Raw genomic sequence first — 19,875 nt, forward strand, 5'->3', positions numbered from 1 at the left:
AATAATGAACAAAGACGAATTTCAGAAATCCACCGCAAATCTAAAAAAAGCGGTGCCTCTTATGATGAAGAACAGGGTGTCAACGACACCTGCAAATTACGCACTTTGGTACACCTATGTCGATAACGCTATTCCCCAGCTGACTCAAGACATGGATGGTGTTTTAGAACACTACGGTATTTGTCCTCCTGCCGTTGGTGAGCAGCTATACAACAATTATGTTGCCAGCAAATCCGAAACCAATATCAATGACCTTCGCGCTAATTTGGAACTGTTAGTTTCTGAAGTTTCCAATTCAATGAATGACACCCTGACCGACACCTCCGCTTTTTCTGACATGATCGATAAAAGCTTCGAGGACTTGGCTCGTGTTGATAATGAAAGCCTATCTATTGATGAAGTCATGTCCTTAGTTCGACAGCTGGTGTCTGAATCCCGTCATATTCGTCACTCTACTCAGTTTTTAAACTCTCAGCTAAACTCTGCAACCTCAGAGATCACCAAGCTAAAAACCCAGTTAGTAGAAGTTCAGAAAGATGCGCTTTTCGATAGTACAACCACACTCTATAACCGTCGCTCTTTCGACCGTGACATAGAAACCCTGTGTGAAGCACAACAATCTTTGTGTCTGATTCTTCTCGATATCGACCACTTTAAAAATTTCAACGACACCTATGGCCACTTGTTTGGCGATATGGTGCTTAAAGCGATCGCTCGCAAGCTGAAGTTAAGTTGCCGTGAAGGTATTTCTGCCTATCGATTTGGTGGTGAAGAGTTCGCGCTGATTGTGCCTAACAAGTCTTTGCGTATTGCTCGTCAACTCGCTGATACCAATCGTCGCTCTCTAGAAAAGCTGTCGATTAAAGATCGCCGCAGTGGTCAACAAGTCGGCAGTATCACTGCATCGTTTGGTGTCGCTGAACTTGAACCCGGCGAATCAGCTCAATCGCTGATTGAACGTGCTGATAAGCTACTTTATGAAGCGAAATCACTTGGCCGTAACCGAGTCATGCCTTTGTAAAACACACCAACAATGCTCTTATCGACATATTAGTCGGCTCGTATTGAGACTAGAAAGCCCCAAAGTTCATTATCTTCGGGGCTTTTTCTTTAGTTGTATAAATTACTTTAGCTAACTAGGATTCACCGTTAGATCTGGAAGCAATAATTCAAGCAGTAGTCTTCACCACTCTTTGCTCTGAACTCTTTATCTTCACTGCATGCCTTTGGTTTACCCTTTGCGTCACCTTGAATCAAACTGATCCAGTGGCGCATCGCTGCAATGGTCTCTTCACGCATTGTGGTTGTCGCTTCCATTGGTGATTGGCCAAACGTGGTGCATGATTCCAACTGAATATCATCAATTTCTACTAGCTCAATACAACCTGTCCCTTTGTGGCAACCAAACATCACCTCTAGGTGGCTGCCACTGCCATCTCGAAACAAGATAGAGTCTGGGTCGTTCTTCTCACCCATGTACGCTACAAACTGCTTAGGGTGCTTCAGACCGCTGTGCTGACCGTCTTTAAAGTAAGCCATAATATGGCGGTAATCGACTACGTAGCTGGTTACGTCTTGATGTGAGCCATTCTCTAGTGGGAATAGTCGATCAAGCAGCTGCTTTGCTTTCACTTGCTTTTCAGTTTGCTGATTAGCATTGATTGTCTCCACGGCAAAGACAGCTTCAGCGATAAATGGCTTTGATTGTTTTTGGATTTCTGTTTTATCGAATGTAAGCATATTCATAGTCTTTCCCTCTTGACCAGTCCGGTGATAACCACCGATTTCTACAGCAAAAATGTGTCCTAGAGCAATTATTCCAAACTAACGTTTAATTTATTTGTCATTTTGTGAATTGCTTAGTTTGTAGATTAGCGCTTTTTTACATACAATTTCACAACAAAAATTTTACAATGTGAATTTTACAAATATGGCCTTGTCAAAAAGTTTAGTTCGTCAGTCACATTTCCTAGGTACGAAAATACGTAACCTAAGAAAACGTAACCATTTAACGATGGAAGACCTGTCTGCGCGTTGTATTAGAATCGACCCAGAATGTGCTCCTTCCGTTTCTTACCTTTCAATGATTGAACGTGGAAAGCGGGTTCCGAGCATCGATATGCTGGAAGTGATTGCACAGGTCTTTCAGAAGAATCCGACGTGGTTCCTCGACGACGAATCTGAACAACAAGCCATTGCTCCTGATAAGGGGAATCGTGGTGGGATAAGTGGCATGGCGCTCGAGCCGAGCTTCCTATTCTCAAACGACATCCTGCAAATTGCGATTCCTGAGATGCTGTCACAAACGGGCATTTCAGGCCGCCAGTTTGCGCACCTCTTGATTCGAGCACACCAAGAGAGCAACCAGAACCACTTCCCTGACCTTGAGCGCGCTGCGGAAGAAGTAGGCTTAAAACGTCTTAACCTCAGCGTAGAAGACCTGATAGACATCGCTAGAAGCCTAGGAATCAACATCCGCTGGGTAACGCGAACGCCGCAAGACGTAGTCGATGAGCTCGGAATTAACGCTAAGCAGTTGGTGACATCCTTCTTTGAGCCTCCCGGTACTATCTTCTTAAACGAGATCCTTAAAGAGTACCCAACCCGTCTGAAATACGACCTTTCGGTTTATATCGGTCATTGCATTCTGCACAGCAAAGAGGGCCTAAAGAGTGTGTTGTCGGTCGGTAACAACAACACGTGGGACGACAACCAGGTATCAGGATCTTCACAGCTCAACTCCCAAGATATTCTTCAAGCATGGCGAGACTTTGAATCTAGCTTCTTTGCTGGTGCACTTCTGTGTCCGAAAGTTCCGTTTAGACAGCTACTCGACCGCACTGGTTACGAAATCGACGTTCACAAAAGAGCAGGGGTTTCCCCCTCTGTTGCGATGCGTCGAATGACTGTAGTATCGCCCTACCCTCACTGGCACTACTTTGATGCTTATGGGCCGGGGAAACTCAAGGCGGTATATCGCGGAAACGGGATTCCACTGCCTTGGGGAAATATGAGAACGGTCGCTGACCCATGTCAACATTGGGCTGTGTTCCGTCGATTATCAGAACCTCGAGCGGGAAGCTCGGCTCAAATATCCATTTTGAACGTGGGTGATGAGCCAAGGATCTACTGCTGTGAATCCATCAATATGACGGATCCTGCGGGTAACAATCGTGTGCTGTGTGCTGGTATAGATCTCAACCCTGCGATTGATGCTCAAGGCGGTAATTCAAGAGACATAGCAGAGCAGCTTAAAGCGTCATGCGTTAACAATGGTGGCTCTGTGGTAATTCCGCGTAACATCAAGAAAGATCTCACGACAATAGCCAAGATTCTAAATATAAATTGGATTGAACGTGGGATTGAGACAGAGGCGAGGCTTATCTGCTCCAGAGGTGGAGAATGCCCACGCCAGCCAAGCTGTTACTCGAAGTGTGGTGAGTAAAAAAGTAATAACAAAAAATAGAACCTAAAATTCAGGCAAAAAAAAACCAATCACAATAAGGGTGATTGGTCATATATTTTGTGTGAACAAGAAAGGTTCACTAACAACGTCAGTTGGCTAGGTGACCCTCGGCTTAAGAAGGGTCACCATTACTAATGCAGCATGCGTGCCAACTTTTAAAACACGTATTTACTACGCATCTGGACACGTATTGGCCGTATATCCTTGTTTGTTTTGCAAACTGGAATTGCAAATTGCGAAAACCAACAAAAACGCTAGTGATTATGTTGTTATTAATGAATCATTAAAGATTCATTACCCTTCCCCAAAATGCCATATTTCCCTTAGATTCAATCACTTTAAACAGCAATAAACCTCCCCCTAGGGTTACTCAACATCAACAATACCCCAAACAGCGCCCATAAAAAAACGCGAACATTGAGATTCAATATTCACGCTTATTCGATTTCTATGACAGAAAGAACTTAACCCACCAGACGCCTTTTTATAAAGCGACTCCTGTTCATTGCTCTTTCAATATCTCAGAAAAGATTACTTCTGAGGAGCTGGCTTAGAACGGCTTTGAGACGGTTTGTTTGTCGAAGGTTTGTTGCTTGTCGGCTTATTTGACGACTTGCTTGGGCCGTAGCTACCGCCGTAACCAGACTTCTTAGGTTTGCCTGCAGGTTTACCCGCGTTGTTTGGCTTACCAGTACCGTTAGATTTACCCGCACCGCTTGGTTTGCTCAGAGTGTTCTGAGCACCTGCGTTATTTGCAGCAGGTTTATTGCCCGCACTACCGCGTTTAAAGTTGCTGCCGTTGTTTCTTACTGATTTATCTTCAGTTGTCGCAGCTGAGTTGTTTTCAGCAGGTTTCTTACCAGATGTCGGCTTACGCTTTGAAGCCGAACCATTACCAGCTACATGACGCTTGTTCTTACCTGCTGGCTTGTGCCCGCGAGCGTTATCACCAGAGCGTTGACCATCAGCATGTTCACGTGGCTGTTTTGCTTTCTTCGGTTTCTTAGGCTTGATTGGACGTGAATCCAAGCGAGACTCAGGTAACTTATTTACTGGAGAGAAACCTTCCAGTTCACGACGCTCTAGCACTTGTTGAATCAGGCGTTCAATACCGAACAGCTCACCCACTTCATCAGCACAAACCAATGAAATCGCTTTACCTACTTCACCTGCACGGCCAGTACGACCGATACGGTGTACATAGTCTTCTGATACATGAGGAAGATCGAAGTTAACTACTTGAGGCAGTTGCGGGATATCGATACCACGAGCGGCGATATCAGTTGCAACAAGTACTCGTACCTTACCTGTTTTGAAGTTCTCTAAGGCTTTAGTACGTGCACCTTGGCTCTTGTTACCATGGATAGGTGCAGCAGTGATGTCTTGCTCTTCAAGGAAGCGAGCAAGCTTGTTCGCACCGTGTTTCGTCTTGCTGAACACCAACACTTGTTGCCAATCGTTATCTTTGATTAGCTTCGCTAGCATTGCGCTCTTTTTCTTTTTGTCTACTGGGTAGATGCTTTGCTCAACCGTTTTTGCCGTCGAGTTTGCAGGGCTTACTGAAATCTCAACAGGATTGTTCACTAAGCCTTTCGCTAAGCTGCGGATATCATCAGAGAACGTCGCTGAGAACAGTAGGTTCTGACGCTTCTTAGGCAAGAAAGCTAAGATCTTACGAATATCGCGGATGAAACCCATGTCTAGCATGCGGTCCGCTTCATCTAGCACTAGGATTTCTAGTTGGTCAAAACGCACTGCATTTTGGTTGTATAGGTCAAGTAGACGACCAGGTGTTGCCACCAACACGTCACTACCTTTACGCAGTTTTTGCATCTGAGGGTTAATCTTCACACCACCAAACACTACCGTCGAAGTCAGCGGTAAGTTAATACCGTACTTCACTACGCTGCCATTCACTTGCGCAGCAAGCTCACGAGTTGGCGTTAGCACGAGCGCACGAACTTGGTTCTGACGTACGCGAGTACCTTTCGATAACATTTCAAGAATAGGTAGCGTGAAGCCTGCAGTTTTACCTGTACCTGTTTGAGCAGCGGCCATAACATCTTTGCCCGTTAGGACAGCTGGCACGGCTTTCTCTTGTATTGGTGATGGCTTATCGTAACCTTGTGCTTCAATAGCTTTAAGGATCGGTTCAGAAAGGCCAAGGGAGGTAAAACTCATAGATTATTTTCTCAGTTGAATAACATTTAGTATGAGCAACACGTTAAAAAGTGCGTTGCTTCAGCTTTTGCTCATCAAATACATTGATACGGAGCAAAGCGCGGTATTCTGAGGCTTTTCCCCCCATTCAGCAACTAAATTCTAATCGCAGCTAAAATTCAACCTAGATAACTTGTCGCTTCTGTTCGTACATTTTTTCATCAGCGGCTTTCAAGAGCGCATCGACATCATTGTAGTTACTATTGTGAATAACCCAACCCACACTGATTCTGAGATAAATAGAGTGCGCTTCGTACACAACTGGCGCCGAGCATATCGCCTTTCGTAGTTTAGTCACGATCGACGATACGTGTTGATCATCGATAATGCGTGGCAACAAGACCAAGAACTCATCACCGCCTATCCTTGCGACGATATCTGAAACACGCAGCTCACTTCTGATGCGGTTAGCACACTCAATCAATACCTGATCGCCTGCCGCGTGACCATAAGTGTCGTTGATTGCTTTAAACCCATCGAGGTCGATATTTACAACGGCAAAGGTTCTCGCTCTCTGTTTTTGAGTGGTTTTGAAGGCCTGCTTGAGGCTATACATGAAGTATCGACGATTCGGTAACATCGTTAGCTCATCATGCATAGAGCGGCTATCTGCAATCCGGTACAGGCGATAAATAGTAAAGAAGGCAAACGCCAGCACTAATATTATGGAGTAGCCCACCAGCCTTACCGCTTGGATGCGATACCAAGGCTCACCCATTAATACGTGTTCGTTGCCAGAAAGAGCAAGGTACCAACCACCGTATGGGAAACTCACCTGTTCAGTGGCAAACGCATTATCGAACACATCCTGAGTGCCATAAAAGACAGCGCCATCTTTACCTGAACTGTTTTCACCACGAATTGCTAATTCATACTTGTTCTCTATCTTGCCGATTCCAACATCTTCAAACAGCTCATCTAAGCCGATAACAGCACTGGAGACACCCCAATAATCTTGATTGAAAGGCGGGTCTCGGAAGATCGGAGTACGCGTAATGAGGGCTTGTCCACCTTGAAAAAGCTCAAAGGGACCAGCAATAAAGGTGTTGCCAAGATTACGGGCTATCTCAACCGACTCCCATTGATTTGGGTGATCACGATAATTAATACCGAGAATCTGCTCATTACCTTCCAGCGGGTAAACAAAATTTAGAATGTCGTCTTTGGCGAGTCCGATAAGTCGAATATGGAAGCCATCTTGAATGATATTCTCAGCAATCTTGTCCCAATTTTTCACCTCACCATCGGGGTTGATGGTCACTAAGGTCGAGAAGTTATTGAGGATATACATATCTGACACGATCGCGGCTTCAATCCGAGAACGAATAATGGATAGTTGCTTTTTGGCCTCTGAATACGATTCGTTTTTAAGAAAAGTTAATTGCTTGGCATGAAAGAACTCAATTGCGCTTACTATCGCAAGGAAAAAAAGAAAAGCTACTACTCTGGCAGACCACTGCTTGCTAGAACCACTTGGCATTTACGAACCTCTAACACTATTGTTCTATATACTGCCTTATGACGGCTCATTTCTGGCTTATTGCTCCAGTATGCCGCTAAGTCATTAAAAATCCATACTGACGTCGACTATCTATCAAATATTGAGTGATCCATCACTTCAAACTTCTTTACTAAACGAATGGTTTAATCAAAAAGGGTTAGTGAACCTTATAAAGCTTACATTGTATTGACTCAACGCTTACATTGAAGGATTCATCAATGTTATTTTACATAGACTAATAATCAGCTTGGTACCTCACGACATGAAGTTAAAAACTATCACACTGTGTACATTGCTATCAGCCTCGGTTGCCGTTCACGCACAAGAAAACGTTCAAGCGCCAACCGCAGTGAACGTTCAATCCCAAGCAGATTCGCTCAATTCTCAAGAACAATCTTTCAAGCAATCTGCAGACCTAATTCGCACCACCTACGAAAGCCAGCTTTACACCCTGCCTGCATTCAAAGAAGGTCACTACGGGCTGCGCATGTATCGTCAAACATTAGACGATAAGTATTCAGCGGCGGTGTGGAGCGACATGGCTCGAGTGGCAAGCAAGCTCAGCACCCTGTCGAATGACGTTCAAACCATGGAACAAATCGTACTCTACTCAGAGAAGCGAGTTGCATCTTATATTGGTGATAACGATGAGCGCAGTATTCGACGCTACAACATCACCAAGCACATGCCTGAATACCTTTACCTTGGTGTTGACCTTCTAGGCTCTATGGCTCGTGCTAACGAATACGGTTTAGAACACAAGAACGATGCCAAGCTACGCGAAATCATTCGTCGCTATGACTTCTCACGATACGTGACCAATGAAGACATGGTGAAAGCGTGGGCCGCTCAATTAGCGAATCAGGTTTACTGGTTGCGCCAACTGGGTGAGCAGGATGTCGTTGATGAGTTTGTCGATACCTTCAAAAAAGCATACCCAAACGATAAAGACAGAAAGCTTTCAAGCCAGCAATACGGTAATAAGATCTATGGTATGACACACGTCATCTTTGGCGACTCAGAATATTACCAACATCAAGTCCGCGAACAAGATCATCAATGGATCTACGATTACTTCAGAGAAAACATCGATACGATTCTGCTGCGTGCGAAAGAAGATGTGATTGCTGAGGTTGGATTAACCTTCTTGTTGGCAGGTTTAGAAGATGACCCAGTTGTAGAGAAAACTCGACTCGCGATTCAAGCTTCAATCGATGAGAAACAAGGCATGATCCCTTCAATTACTGGCGATTTTGACCTTGAGTACGGTGAACACCGCAACGTGCTAGCAATCATGCTACTCGATTGGCAGCAAGTGAATGAAGCGCCGACTTATGAGGGCAACCCTAAAGTGTTTACTAACATCCCTTACGGACTCATTAAAAACCAACCACCGAAGAACTAGCAACATACCTAGCCTAGGTTCATCATAGAACCCAAAAAGCCTCATACCTTTCAAGGCTGCGGCTTTTTGCTGTTTACTACGTCAGTACTCGTATCAAAAGTTGTTAATATCAAAACCTGCGTAAAGATAAAAACAAAGACGACATCAAGCTCCTGACACGGCTTTGTTCATCACTATCGTAAAATCCCCTTCTGCGTAGCCCTCCGTTAAAGAGACATCATCGCAGAGCGTTTTACAGAAACGATAGACACCTTGAGGGTGATAACTCATCAAGGTATTACGCGAAGGATACTGGCTTGAGTTGAGAAGATTAAAAATCACCGTCTGATTCGCCAGTTCATGCATGCGAGTAATCATGTTTGTCAGATAATCAGAATCACGAGAGACATAGTTCAGTGAACCACTCGCGATGACAATGTCGTGCGCCTCAAGTTTCATTTTGCTCATATCACCCGACAAAAACCGACAACGATCTTCTGTATAGTTTTGCTTTGCCTTCTTAAGAAAGCCTGCGTGTTGGTCAACGCCGGTATAAGATTGAATGCGATAGATGCTGTCGAGCAGCTCAAACAGCTCGCCATAGCCGCAACCCAAATCTAAAACACTCTTCTTTTCGAAGTCCGCTGCACGAGCGATCACTTCAAAGCGACACAACTGGCTCTCTTCGCTAGTCCAACCTAAAGCTTTAGCCTTGTCGCCATTCGAGCGGTTAGTTTGTTTCCGATGATAGCGATACACCTTCCAACGATCGAGCCAGTGCATTCAAATCAGCCCTACTTCAATGAACATCAGCACACCTTGATAAGATTAAGCTTTAGAACTTGAAGAAAAGAGCCCACCGATTTTATAACCGATCGCATAGCAAACCACGGCGACAGTAACAAACACCAATGCCGAGAAGAAATACGCTACAGACGCTACGACACCAGCCCCCCACACCACGCTGAACACCAAACCGAGATAAGCCTCTTTTGGCCACTGGTAGATAGGAAACTGAGCGCCGCCAGCAATTAGGTAAACCATCGCAAACAAGCCAATGAAGGTAACAATAAGACCGATGAGAACGCGAATGTTCATGGAGAGACCCTTGATTAATTTAGCTTGGTTGCCATTGTTCCTAATCGAAAGCGGATATGCTTAGTCGGAACCGAATATTCTCAATCGAAATCGAATGTTCTTAATCGAAGCCGAATGTTATTAATCGCAACCTGATGATATTCAAGTATATCGGATAAAAGGAACTGGCTCTATTACTCTTCCGAGTGAGCTTTTACTCACGATAGACAAATCACAGTCGACGGCCAAAACCTGATTTCGCCTGATTAACAGGCACAAAAAAGCGGACACCCTCCTTACGTTAACTCCGTAAGTAAAGTGTCCGCTTTAACTGAATATAGCTTAAAGCAGGATGAAAATACCCGCTAAGCATGCACTCATTAGGTTTGCTAGCGTACCAGCAGCTACAGCTTTCAAACCTAAGTTTGCAACTTCAGCACGGCGCTCTGGTGCCATAACACCGATTGAACCTAACTGAATCGCGATAGAACCAATGTTAGCAAAGCCACATAGAGCAAAAGTCACGATCACTTGGCTGTGTTCAGATAACAGAGCTTTGTTCTCAACGAAGTCGATGAAAGCAACAAACTCGTTCATAACGATCTTCTGACCGATGTAAGAACCCGCCATCAATACTTCGTCACTTGGGATACCGATCAGCCATGCAAGAGGCGAGAACAGGTAACCGAAGATAGCTTGCAGCGTAATGCCCGCAAAACCGAACGTTTCACCTAGGCTTTCTAGGCCAGTGTTGACCATCGCAATCACACTCACGAAGGCAACCAACATTGTACCAACCGCTACTGCAACCTTCATACCGTTCATCGCGCCGCTTGCCAATGCATCAATCACGTTGCTTTGGTCAGCTTTATCGAGCTCAATGTGGTCGTAGTCACTTGGTGTGCTGCGCTCAGGAACAATGATCTTCGCCATTAACAGGCTACCCGGAGCCGCCATAAAGCTTGCAGCGATAAGGTATTTAAGCTCAACACCAAGGCCAGCATAACCACCAAGTACACTACCCGCTACCGACGCCATACCACCTGCCATTACAGCAAACAGTTCCGAACGAGTCATAGACTTTAAAAAGGGACGAATAAGAAGAGGAGACTCACCCTGAGAAAGGAAGATATTACCTGTAGCAACCAGAGATTCAGCTTTACTTGTACCCAGCAGTTTTTGCACCGCTCCGCCCAAGATTTGAATCACTTTTTGCATAACGCCTAAGTAATAAAGCGCAGAAATCAAAGCACTGAAGAAGATAATGATTGGAAGCACGCGAACCGCGAAAATGAAGCCTTCAGTAGCAAGGTCACCGAAAAGGAATGCGATACCAACGTCTGCAAAACCAAGCAGGCTAGAAACACCATTACTTAGGCTTGTTAGCGCCAATTGTCCCCATGGGAAATACAAGACTAAGGCTGCAAAACCGATTTGAAGTAATAGTGCACGAGAGACCGTTTTCCAGTTAATTGAAGAACGACTTTCAGATAACAGGTACGCGCAAGCAATCAGTGCAAGAACACCGACAAAACCAAATAGAATATTCATAATGTGTCCTAGTAACCCTTAAAGAGTGAACATGAGCCAAGCAAATGACATCAAAGGAACAGGACAAAGAACCGCAAGCAAAACGCTACGCGATGAAGGAGCTAACAGGGTTAGCGAATGTAACAACGAGTTGTTCATGTAAAAAATCACCTTATACAAGCAGTGGAACGTAGCTGGTCCGGTCCGTGGGGTCATTCACATATCCATGTGACGGCTTGTATTGGCTAAGCACCGGCTTAAAACCGGAAAAGAAGTATAAACAGTTAAGTGAGACTTTCATCACATTTTTTGACGCAAACGATCGCGCGGTCATAAAGCGTACAAATCGAACTACTTCTCGCAATAATTAATTTTTCCAGCAAGAAATAATGCAAAAAAAAACCATCATTAAAATAAAAAGCCACAGAGTGTGGCTTTTTCAAAATATGAGATCAAAGTGGGAATAACTAGTTTAGCAGGGCACTTTTCACTTCAGCATCTCGGAATATCTCTTCAAAACGCTGTTTGTAGATCAGTTGCATCTCATTGATGATTGCACCACCATCAGGTACATCATTCTCGCCTTGGAAATTTTTGCTGAGTAGCTTATTACCAGCTTCATCATAGATAATCACATTAACGTTGTACCAAGAGTTATCCGTAAATGCGTGGAAGTCATACTTCCACTCATTCAAGACAAACATCATCGATTTGTTGTCGAATGCTTTCATCTGCTCAGCAACCTTGGTGATATCCTCTTCAGGCGTCGTCTCAACCGACTCAACAGCTACTTGCTGTTTTTTCAAGCCTGCGACCAATCTGTCAGTCAAAAATTGAGACATTGGCTGCTGTGTCGCCGTGTTGTAGGTATAAGGAATACCTAACGAACTGCGAATAATTCCCTCAAATTTTGGCTCTTTATCATGATCGAGAACGTATGGTCTCTTATCGATTACAGCGACGGTCAACGCTTTTTCCTGTGGAACTTCATTGAGTTGAGGCGCACTTTGTTCTGCTGTTAATACCGTTGCACAACCAGAAAGCCCTAACGATACTGCAGCGAGCAGTAAACTGACGAGTTTTTTCATAGATTTACCTATCTTATTGTTTTGAATAGGCTGTTCTAACAAAAATCGACTTAATGAGTAAACATTCATAAAATAAATATTTTACATAATTGTTATTTATATAAATTCGCTCACACATCGGGTTAAATTTATTGGGTCATCAGTCAATAACAAGGGTTTGTAACGGAACGTTATGAAATGAACAGATTATGTTGAAGCTATCAAGCAAAAGCACAAGGACATCGGCGCGTACTATGTTCTAGCACCAAAAATTGCGATGCCTCATGCTCGTCCTGAAGATGGTGTGAACGAAGCATCACTGCAAGTAACGGTATTCAAGAAGGGTGTTGATTTAGAGTCAGAAGACAACGGTGACGTTTACCTTTCAATTACTCTGGCGGCGATGGACTCAGATAGCCACATCCATACGATTATGGCGCTATCAGAGTTGTTCCAAAATGATGATGACATTGATGCCATTATCGCAGCGGAAACTGAGCAATCGATCATCGAGATCTTAAAACGATACTAATCTCGATCTAAAGATCCTGATAAGCCCCCATGAAAAAAGCGATAGCCTCGGCTATCGCTTTTCTGTTTCTGGTGCTTGGTCATTTCTCATCGAATATGAGTTAAGGCATCACACCTAGAAAGCATTCAGTGGCGTTAAAACGCGTACATTCGTTTGTCTGTCGATAATTCAAAGCAATATTGCGCGTGTTTATTAAGACACTCAAACACTTCTCTATCCAGCTTAAAGTTATCAACGTGGTCCGTCAAAATAGCCATCGTCTGTTCTAGCGTCATGCCTGCGCGATAAGGGCGAAATTGAGTTAATGCCTGGAACACATCCACCACAGCAACAATTCTACTCGGTTGATCCAACTCTTCCGCCGTTTTTCCCATTGGGTAACCCGAACCATCTAACCTTTCATGGTGATTAGATGCCCACTGACAAACCTGAGGTGAACTGAACAACTCCTGCAATGCGAATCGAGTGTCCGTTGCATGGCGTTTAATACAGCAATACTCTTCTTCAGTGAGTAAATCCGGCTTATGCAGAATGTCATTAGGGGTTTGCAGTTTACCGATATCATGGACTAACCCAGCCAGATAGAGTTTGCGCTGAGTGGTGTAGGAATAACCCAGCTGTTTGGCGAGGTATTCTGAAAGCTGCCCAACCTTTAAAGAGTGCTTAAAGGTAAACGAACTTTTGGTATCAACAACATTGGCGATAAACTCGGCAAAGGCCACCGTCTCATCCAGCGACATTTGCTGGGAGAAAAATGGCACAGGTTCAAAGTTATCCCTCATGTTCTCGATGTATGGAATCTCCATAGAAAACCAGAAGTCATCCAAATCAACCAACTCGCACATGTGTTGCACAAGGTTGGTTTCGAACATCTCATCCGCTTGTTCAGTCAAACGTTCAATGATGCTCGCTTTGCCATCTGGTGTTAGGTTTCCATAACGATCAGAAGAGGTTATGCCGTATAGATAATCGACTCTATCGGCAAGCATCACGATGGCAGCTAGTTCTCTTTCTAACTCGCTGATATGAATAGCCCTTAGCTCAGACCACGGAGTATGGTGATAAAGAACCGGCTTAGCAAATATAGAAAGAACTGGGCACTCTTTTAAGATTTGGTAGCCCTTTTGACAATGGTGATAGCTTGAGTCAGGTACAAACCCAGACGTTAAACTGAGCTGTTCATCAATTTGCGAGACACCACAGTCGTGAATCAAGCCTAACGAAAACGCGAGCTGCGCTTGCTCTTCTTCCCACCCCACACTCAGAGCACATCGATACGCGATATAGCCCACTCTCTGTCCATGATTTTTACTTTCGAAACCGACGTTATCAAGCGCCTTAGCAATACCGAATAGAGCCTTCCTTAAGTCCACGGTCACGTCCTGGCAATGTTGATTCATTATTTAAGCCTAGCATTTTTATATTTTTTATATATTTAGGCCGCTAATACTAATGCATAGCTAATGATTATATACACAACTATTGTAAGGTTTAATGAGTTTCGTGATAGAACCAACGTATCACGAAAAATCCGTGCTACAAATGGTTGCATATTAAAAATCATGCGACATTATAGCCTGCCGACTAAGATTCGCTTAAATAAGCAGCCATAAGAAAAGGAAAGACATGTTTAAAACGGTTATCGACAACGAACTCTCCATCGCATTGGTTGAAGAGAGCTTCGCTTCTCACTACGCGGAAATCTCACAAAGCCAGAATGAGTACCTAAGTCAATGGCTCGTGTGGCCGCCACATTGTAAAACCGAGCAAGACTTTAGGATCTTCATCCAACGCTCGCTACACGATTATGCGGAAGGGAAAAGCATGACCTGTGCGATCGTGTATCAAGACAAGGTCGTCGGTAACTGCAGTTTCAATACTATTGATCATGATAAGCAAAAGGTGACGATAGGTTATTGGTTATCTGAGACATACCAAGGAAAGGGGATTGTGACGCGCGTTGTCCAGAAGCTGATTGATATTGCTTTCAATGAGTTAGATATGGAAAAGGTAGAGATATCAGCCGCAACCGGTAACCAAAGCAGCCGTAAGGTTTGTGAGCGCTTACATTTCACGTTAGAAGGTATCATCACGCGTAACGAAAACTTGAATGGTCGCATCATTGACCACGCTATTTATGGCCTTCATCGCTCTAAGCTCTAAGCTCTAAGCTCTAAGCTCTAAGCTCTAAGCTCTAAGCTCTAAGCTCTAAGCTCTAAGCAGTAGTACTAAGAAGTCACTAGCTTGTAAATCGGAATATGAAAAAGCCACGGTATTAGTCGGTGGCTTTGTTATTTGACGAGCCTGAAGAGTTCTTAAAGCTACAGTTTATGCGATCTTAGGAATCACGATACTGAACTTGGCACCACCATGGTTGCTGTCGTCGATTTTGATATCCCAAGAAAGTTTTTTAGCCGCCGATAGAGCAATCGCGAGGCCCAACCCCAATCCACCGTTGGTCGACGTTCTGCTTGAGTCTAGTCGAGAGAACGGAAGGAATACCTCATCACGCCTATTCTCTGGTATTCCAGAACCATTGTCTTCAATCACCACCAGCCAGTTTTCTGAGTTCTCATCCAGCGTCATCCACACTTTGTCTTGTGTGTAATTACCCGCATTCTTGAGAACGTTATCGAACACCAAGCGTGCCATTGAGCAATCACACTTAATCTTGCACTCTAGCTGTACCTTAGATTCAAAGGTGGCATTGTCTAGTTTCGAGTAACGAATTCGGTCTAGGCAATACTCACGAAGATCGGAGGTCACTTTAACGAGCTCAAAGAAAGAGTTATCCATGACATTCAACTTCGACAGCATGATGATTTCTGACGTGAGCTCGTTGATATCCTCAATGTAGGTATCAATGTCATCGAAAAGAACCTGATGATTATCGGGGGCTCCCCTTCTTAGGATATCGGTCGCCAGTTGAATACGACTTAGCGGAGTTCGTACTTCGTGTGGGATAGCTTGAGCGAAAATATGACTTTGTTTTACTTTGCTTTCGATCTCTTCAGCCATGAAGTTAAAACTGCTGGCCAAATCAGAAACAGGATGGATGTCGTCCATGTCAGATCGAGTACTAAGCTTGCCCTTACCAAACTGTTTCTGCTTCTCGACGAGCAACTCTATTCTTTCTTGAAAACGCCTCACAGGTAAGTAAACACTTGCTCCAATCGCCACAATCACAGCCAACAACAGCCCTAACAAAAAGTGTCGTTCTGAGTCTTCGTACCATTCAATGTCAGGAGAGAAAAAGTCCCCTACCTCACTGAACCCAAAACTGAATTTAGAGTTTGGTAGCTGAAACACGGTCGAATAGAGGTTGTCATCACTTAGATATATCGGCACACCGTTTAAGGTTGTGTATAACTCACATTGTTGGCAAGGCGCCTCGCCCGACCAATTCTCCAACAGGCGTAAATTGAAGATATAAAATTGTTGGTAGCCTGTTCTATCGAGCTCTTTATAGAGTGAGTTTTCTTGATTGTGTTGACGAACATACTGCTCCGCAAAGTAGATGCCATCATTGAGGAAGGTTTCGATCTCGGTGCGTCGCATGTACCCCTCACCAAGGTTCAAGAACAAAAATATCGTTGCCGACATCCCAGTCACAATCCCAAGGTATAAGCGAGCAAACATCGAAACCGAGCGAAGCTTCGTAGCAATGAACTTACGCAACCAGCATGTACCCCTTGTTGCGAACCGTACGAATCAACTGTTTGTCTTTTGCGTGAATGCGCAGCTTTCGGCGTAACCCAGACACGCGCATATCAATCGAGCGGTCGTTGAACGCGTAATCTATCCCTCTAAATAACTGACAGCACTGGTCTCGAGTCACGACCTGACAGATGTTATTAACGAGAAGGTTTAAGATTTCAAATTCAGCAGAAGTAAGCTTGAGGTTTTGGCCGTAGAGCGTGGCACTTTGAGCAGAGCTGTTGATTACAATATCGCACTGTTTTTCAGCCGTAGTTTCTTGCGCAGTTTTTACGGGAGTCGCTCGACGCAATAACGCTTCAATTCGCGCTAACAAGGCATGGCCACGAATCGGTTTGGCAACGTAATCGTCCGCACCAAATTTAAACAAGCTGACCTCGCTCATTTCATCGGCGGAAGCCGTTAGCACTAAAATCATTCCATTGTAAAACTCACGGGCTTGACGGCAAATTTGCGCGCCGCTCATCCCTGGAAGCATCAAGTCCAACAGCACTAAATCAGGTTCAATACTACGGATCGCTTCAAGTGCCAAGTTCCCTTCATGAACAACGCTAACATTGTAACCTTCAGCTTCGAGGTAAAGCGTCGTTAGACGAGCTATCTCTTGGTCATCTTCAACAATGAGCACTTTGGTTTTCGACATTCCTATCACCAGTATTTATTAAAAGCGAAGGCAGTATATATACTGGTCATAGATCATCAATATTGGAATCAGAGCCCTACATTTACCGTACGCAAAACATAGTAATCACTTTTGTACATACACGTTTACAGAATAGAGAACCAACAACCGGTGCGCCTTGGTTTATCAAGGTTTCCTCCTTCAGAGCACACCATTTTGATGTGCAAGGAAAGTGGCTCTTTGATAAAAGCGAACTGCTGCTAAACCTAACCTGTACAACAAAGCAAAAAGAGAAGCTGATAAAAGCCAGATACAACGCAGAACACGACTGTTTAACGGAGCTTTATAATCGCCGTGGGATCAGCAACCTTCTAGAAACCAGCATTGCCTATCGCTCACCGTTTGAATTGATGTTTGTCGACCTTGATGGCTTCAAATTAGTTAATGACACTTATGGGCACACTGTTGGAGACCAACGACTCAAACAGGTTGGTGAACGCCTTAAACAGTTGGTTGATGAGAAATGCATGATAGGGCGATTTGGTGACGACGAATTCATTGTGATTGCCCACACCTGCCGAAATCAAAATATCCCACTACTTTGCTCTCGCATCATTGATGCCTTAAACCGAAGTTTCCATATCAGAGGCATCGCAGTTTATCTGTCGGTTGCAGCATAGGTACCGCGCATTTCCCTGATAACGCGGTTGACCAAGAAACATTGCTAAAGCAAGCGGGTATGGCGATGCATCTTGCAAAAGCGAATGGTCGAAACCGCTTCCAAACGTTTACCCCAGACTTAGCACAAACCCTGCATCGCAAAGTAGAGATCCGCCATCGACTGGCACGCGCCATAGAAAACGACGATCTCAACCTTCACTATCAACCGATCATGAACACCAACAGCGACAAGGTGAAAGGGTTTGAAGCCTTGCTTCGATGGTCAGACAAAGAGCTAGGTAACATAGGCCCTGATGAGTTTATTAGCTTAGCGGAGGAGACGGGGCAGATTGTACCGCTCGGGAAATGGGTTCTGAACTCTGCACTCAAACAGCTATCGATATGGCAACGTGAGTTTGATAGTGAGTTGATGATGAGTATCAATATTTCAAGTATTCAGATGCACGCGACCTTTGCCGAGCAGCTATTAGCAATGTTGAACTTCTACAATATCCAACCTCAAAGCATCGCCCTTGAGATCACCGAATCTTCCATGATCTTCAAGCATGGTGAAGTCAGGCAAGCGTTAAGCGATATTTCTAAATTGGGCGTAGAGCTTCACCTTGATGACTTTGGCACAGGCTACTCGTCACTGTCGATGTTGCATGACTTACCGATTAGCACCGTGAAACTCGATAAAAGCTTCGTCCACGGTTCACACAAAGGGAGCAAAGCGATTGTCCAAGCCACCCATGCTATCTGTGAAAAATTGGGGCTAAAAGTGGTTGCTGAAGGTGTCGAAACCGAAACGCAAAAAGCGTTCTTAATCGATTGTGGATACCAGTATCTTCAGGGATTTTTATTTAGTAAACCAATTCCCTCAAATGAAGTCGAAAGTCAGTTTTTGAATGGTCGACAATCCTACAATTAAAGACTTATTTATCAATAAATTAAGTCGTTTGAATACTTCCTAAACAATCGGCTGCTGTGGGTGTGTACGCTTACGTATGCTTACATAGCGTTTAACAGTAAGAGGAAATAATTAAGCTATTGTTTATAAAGAAAATTACTTAGAAATTCACACAATAAAACACCAAACCATTATACCCACTAACTGTAATGACTTTGGTATTTAGATTACCCTCATTCCGTCCCTTTAGCAGAGCAAATAATCGGTAACCATGAACAGACAAAACGGCTTCACTCTTTTAGAACTCATCATCTCTGTATTAATTTTAGCGATCGTTTCGGCGACAGCTATGGTCAAGTTCTTAGACGTTCAAGGAAGTGCTCGGGCGAGTAAAATACATGATGTGGCTGGTAACCTTCGCACGGGTATCGATATGATCTACGCGAAGTCAGCGATTGCTGGCGTTGAGGATGAGTGCAACTATGTTGAAAAGACGGAGATTGAGACCTACTACGTTTGTCATGGTTACCCAATCGCCTATGTTGACTCACTAAGAAGACTGCTCAATATCGACGCAACAGAGCTTCATGTCATCAACAAAGAAGTAGACTCTGGCAGCAATGCAGAAAGAGTAGCCGCCATCTCTTTCGACACCGAAAACTACACCTATTCGCCAGAAGGAGACTTTTGTCAGGTGCTTTATCAGCCAGAAAAAGAACCACAGATCGTGGTGCTTGATGGTGCATGTTAAATACTCAACGATTGCACGCTTCCATAGTTAACACAAAGCCACCGCAACAGATCTTTGAATATCATGTGGTTACGCTAACATTTGCTCAAAAATAACACTAATTGATCTAACTTGTTGCTGCTTATACTTTTAGGCAGTGCTCATGGTATAACACCAACCTCATTCATATCTTATTTTCATCACTAGCCGATTAATATTTACATAGACACATATTTGATACATATGTCAATAATAATTCAATTAAAATTCTTTAATCAACACATCATGATAAAAATCATCCTTTCCCTATTTTAAATATCCCACCTTAAAGTTTAATTATTTAAATTTCGTAACAGAATAAATTAAAGTCAATCATTCAACAAATATAATTAATTCTATCATTGATTACTTTAATTAAATCACCAAAACAATACGCCACATAAATTATAATAATATCAC

Annotated in this window: 15 protein-coding genes and 2 pseudogenes; 7 read left to right on the plus strand and 10 right to left on the minus strand. The window is 43.8% G+C overall.

The annotated features are described in order from the left end of the window. The first annotated feature begins 4 nt into the window (after positions 1–4). The gene (locus AB4263_RS23105) at positions 5–1,021 is read left to right on the plus strand and encodes a GGDEF domain-containing protein (protein ID WP_017060611.1); all 1,017 of its coding nucleotides are present in this window, start codon (positions 5–7) and stop codon (positions 1,019–1,021) included. Between the two features lie 128 nt (positions 1,022–1,149). Here AB4263_RS23105 and AB4263_RS23110 read toward each other — a convergent pair whose 3' ends face one another. Then, complete coding sequence (locus tag AB4263_RS23110) at positions 1,150–1,746, minus strand: malate synthase (RefSeq protein WP_017060610.1); 597 nt, start codon at positions 1,744–1,746, stop codon at positions 1,150–1,152. Positions 1,747–1,915: 169 nt separating this feature from the next. On the opposite strand from AB4263_RS23110, the gene AB4263_RS23115 reads away from it, so the two are divergent. Then, on the plus strand, positions 1,916–3,445 hold the full coding sequence (locus AB4263_RS23115) for a DUF3612 domain-containing protein (protein WP_082242223.1): 1,530 nt from the start codon (positions 1,916–1,918) through the stop codon (positions 3,443–3,445). A gap of 552 nt (positions 3,446–3,997) precedes the next feature. Here AB4263_RS23115 and AB4263_RS23120 read toward each other — a convergent pair. Together AB4263_RS23120 and AB4263_RS23125 are read right to left on the minus strand one after the other, a co-directional pair. Continuing rightward, positions 3,998–5,647: a DEAD/DEAH box helicase gene (locus AB4263_RS23120; protein WP_372098958.1), complete on the minus strand. Its 1,650-nt coding sequence runs from the start codon at positions 5,645–5,647 to the stop codon at positions 3,998–4,000. 163 nt (positions 5,648–5,810) lie between these two features. Then, entirely contained in the window at positions 5,811–7,166 is a 1,356-nt protein-coding gene (locus tag AB4263_RS23125) for a diguanylate cyclase (RefSeq protein WP_372098959.1), read from the minus strand. A 283-nt stretch (positions 7,167–7,449) separates the two neighbouring features. On the opposite strand from AB4263_RS23125, the gene AB4263_RS23130 reads away from it, so the two are divergent. Continuing rightward, complete coding sequence (locus AB4263_RS23130) at positions 7,450–8,592, plus strand: DUF3541 domain-containing protein (protein WP_372098960.1); 1,143 nt, start codon at positions 7,450–7,452, stop codon at positions 8,590–8,592. A 144-nt stretch (positions 8,593–8,736) separates the two neighbouring features. Here the strand turns inward: AB4263_RS23130 and AB4263_RS23135 are convergent, their stop codons facing one another. The 4 genes from AB4263_RS23135 to AB4263_RS23150 form a co-directional block, all read right to left on the minus strand. Further along, complete coding sequence (locus tag AB4263_RS23135) at positions 8,737–9,354, minus strand: class I SAM-dependent methyltransferase (protein ID WP_136982716.1); 618 nt, start codon at positions 9,352–9,354, stop codon at positions 8,737–8,739. Positions 9,355–9,399: 45 nt separating this feature from the next. Continuing rightward, positions 9,400–9,669 carry a hypothetical protein gene (locus AB4263_RS23140; RefSeq protein ID WP_372098961.1) on the minus strand — a complete coding sequence of 90 codons (270 nt, stop codon included), beginning with the start codon at positions 9,667–9,669 and terminating at the stop codon, positions 9,400–9,402. A gap of 321 nt (positions 9,670–9,990) precedes the next feature. Continuing rightward, positions 9,991–11,199, minus strand: coding sequence for a NupC/NupG family nucleoside CNT transporter (locus AB4263_RS23145; RefSeq protein ID WP_017060598.1), 1,209 nt, complete (start codon positions 11,197–11,199; stop codon positions 9,991–9,993). A gap of 446 nt (positions 11,200–11,645) precedes the next feature. Next, the gene (locus tag AB4263_RS23150) at positions 11,646–12,266 is read right to left on the minus strand and encodes a hypothetical protein (protein ID WP_017060596.1); all 621 of its coding nucleotides are present in this window, start codon (positions 12,264–12,266) and stop codon (positions 11,646–11,648) included. Between the two features lie 187 nt (positions 12,267–12,453). Between AB4263_RS23150 and AB4263_RS23155 the strand changes: the two are divergent. After that, a pseudogene (locus AB4263_RS23155) lies at positions 12,454–12,777 on the plus strand (PTS sugar transporter subunit IIA); the annotation flags it as partial. Between the two features lie 134 nt (positions 12,778–12,911). Here the strand turns inward: AB4263_RS23155 and AB4263_RS23160 are convergent. Continuing rightward, positions 12,912–14,177 carry an HD-GYP domain-containing protein gene (locus AB4263_RS23160; RefSeq protein ID WP_372098962.1) on the minus strand — a complete coding sequence of 422 codons (1,266 nt, stop codon included), beginning with the start codon at positions 14,175–14,177 and terminating at the stop codon, positions 12,912–12,914. A 226-nt stretch (positions 14,178–14,403) separates the two neighbouring features. On the opposite strand from AB4263_RS23160, the gene AB4263_RS23165 reads away from it, so the two are divergent. Continuing rightward, a complete protein-coding gene (locus tag AB4263_RS23165) occupies positions 14,404–14,940 on the plus strand; it encodes a GNAT family N-acetyltransferase (RefSeq protein ID WP_017064876.1) in 537 nt (178 codons plus the stop codon). 165 nt (positions 14,941–15,105) lie between these two features. On the opposite strand, the gene AB4263_RS23170 is transcribed toward AB4263_RS23165, so the two are convergent. After that, positions 15,106–16,455, minus strand: coding sequence for a sensor histidine kinase KdpD (locus AB4263_RS23170; RefSeq protein WP_017064877.1), 1,350 nt, complete (start codon positions 16,453–16,455; stop codon positions 15,106–15,108). Next, positions 16,448–17,137: a response regulator transcription factor gene (locus AB4263_RS23175; RefSeq protein ID WP_017060591.1), complete on the minus strand. Its 690-nt coding sequence runs from the start codon at positions 17,135–17,137 to the stop codon at positions 16,448–16,450. The genes AB4263_RS23170 and AB4263_RS23175 overlap by 8 nt, the downstream gene beginning before the upstream one ends. A 182-nt stretch (positions 17,138–17,319) precedes the next feature. On the opposite strand from AB4263_RS23175, the pseudogene AB4263_RS23180 reads away from it, so the two are divergent. Together AB4263_RS23180 and AB4263_RS23185 are read left to right on the plus strand one after the other, a co-directional pair. After that, a pseudogene (locus AB4263_RS23180) lies at positions 17,320–18,707 on the plus strand (putative bifunctional diguanylate cyclase/phosphodiesterase); the annotation flags it as partial. A 250-nt stretch (positions 18,708–18,957) separates the two neighbouring features. Continuing rightward, a complete protein-coding gene (locus AB4263_RS23185) occupies positions 18,958–19,437 on the plus strand; it encodes a type II secretion system protein (protein ID WP_017060589.1) in 480 nt (159 codons plus the stop codon). Positions 19,438–19,875: the final 438 nt, after the last annotated feature.

This window comes from Vibrio sp. 10N.261.55.C5 (genome assembly GCF_041470505.1).
In the GTDB taxonomy this organism is placed as follows: Bacteria; Pseudomonadota; Gammaproteobacteria; order Enterobacterales; family Vibrionaceae; genus Vibrio; species Vibrio crassostreae_C.

What these genes read in the sequence shown, in the direction of transcription:
- AB4263_RS23105 (WP_017060611.1), top strand. Translation starts at nt 5, where the DNA reads ATGAACAAAGACGAATTTCAGAAATCCACCGCAAATCTAAAAAAAGCG.
- AB4263_RS23110 (WP_017060610.1), bottom strand. Translation starts at nt 1,746, where the DNA reads ATGAATATGCTTACATTCGATAAAACAGAAATCCAAAAACAATCAAAG.
- AB4263_RS23120 (WP_372098958.1), bottom strand. Translation starts at nt 5,647, where the DNA reads ATGAGTTTTACCTCCCTTGGCCTTTCTGAACCGATCCTTAAAGCTATT.
- AB4263_RS23125 (WP_372098959.1), bottom strand. Translation starts at nt 7,166, where the DNA reads ATGCCAAGTGGTTCTAGCAAGCAGTGGTCTGCCAGAGTAGTAGCTTTT.
- AB4263_RS23130 (WP_372098960.1), top strand. Translation starts at nt 7,450, where the DNA reads ATGAAGTTAAAAACTATCACACTGTGTACATTGCTATCAGCCTCGGTT.
- AB4263_RS23135 (WP_136982716.1), bottom strand. Translation starts at nt 9,354, where the DNA reads ATGCACTGGCTCGATCGTTGGAAGGTGTATCGCTATCATCGGAAACAA.
- AB4263_RS23140 (WP_372098961.1), bottom strand. Translation starts at nt 9,669, where the DNA reads ATGAACATTCGCGTTCTCATCGGTCTTATTGTTACCTTCATTGGCTTG.
- AB4263_RS23145 (WP_017060598.1), bottom strand. Translation starts at nt 11,199, where the DNA reads ATGAATATTCTATTTGGTTTTGTCGGTGTTCTTGCACTGATTGCTTGC.
- AB4263_RS23150 (WP_017060596.1), bottom strand. Translation starts at nt 12,266, where the DNA reads ATGAAAAAACTCGTCAGTTTACTGCTCGCTGCAGTATCGTTAGGGCTT.
- AB4263_RS23160 (WP_372098962.1), bottom strand. Translation starts at nt 14,177, where the DNA reads ATGAATCAACATTGCCAGGACGTGACCGTGGACTTAAGGAAGGCTCTA.
- AB4263_RS23165 (WP_017064876.1), top strand. Translation starts at nt 14,404, where the DNA reads ATGTTTAAAACGGTTATCGACAACGAACTCTCCATCGCATTGGTTGAA.
- AB4263_RS23175 (WP_017060591.1), bottom strand. Translation starts at nt 17,137, where the DNA reads ATGTCGAAAACCAAAGTGCTCATTGTTGAAGATGACCAAGAGATAGCT.
- AB4263_RS23185 (WP_017060589.1), top strand. Translation starts at nt 18,958, where the DNA reads ATGAACAGACAAAACGGCTTCACTCTTTTAGAACTCATCATCTCTGTA.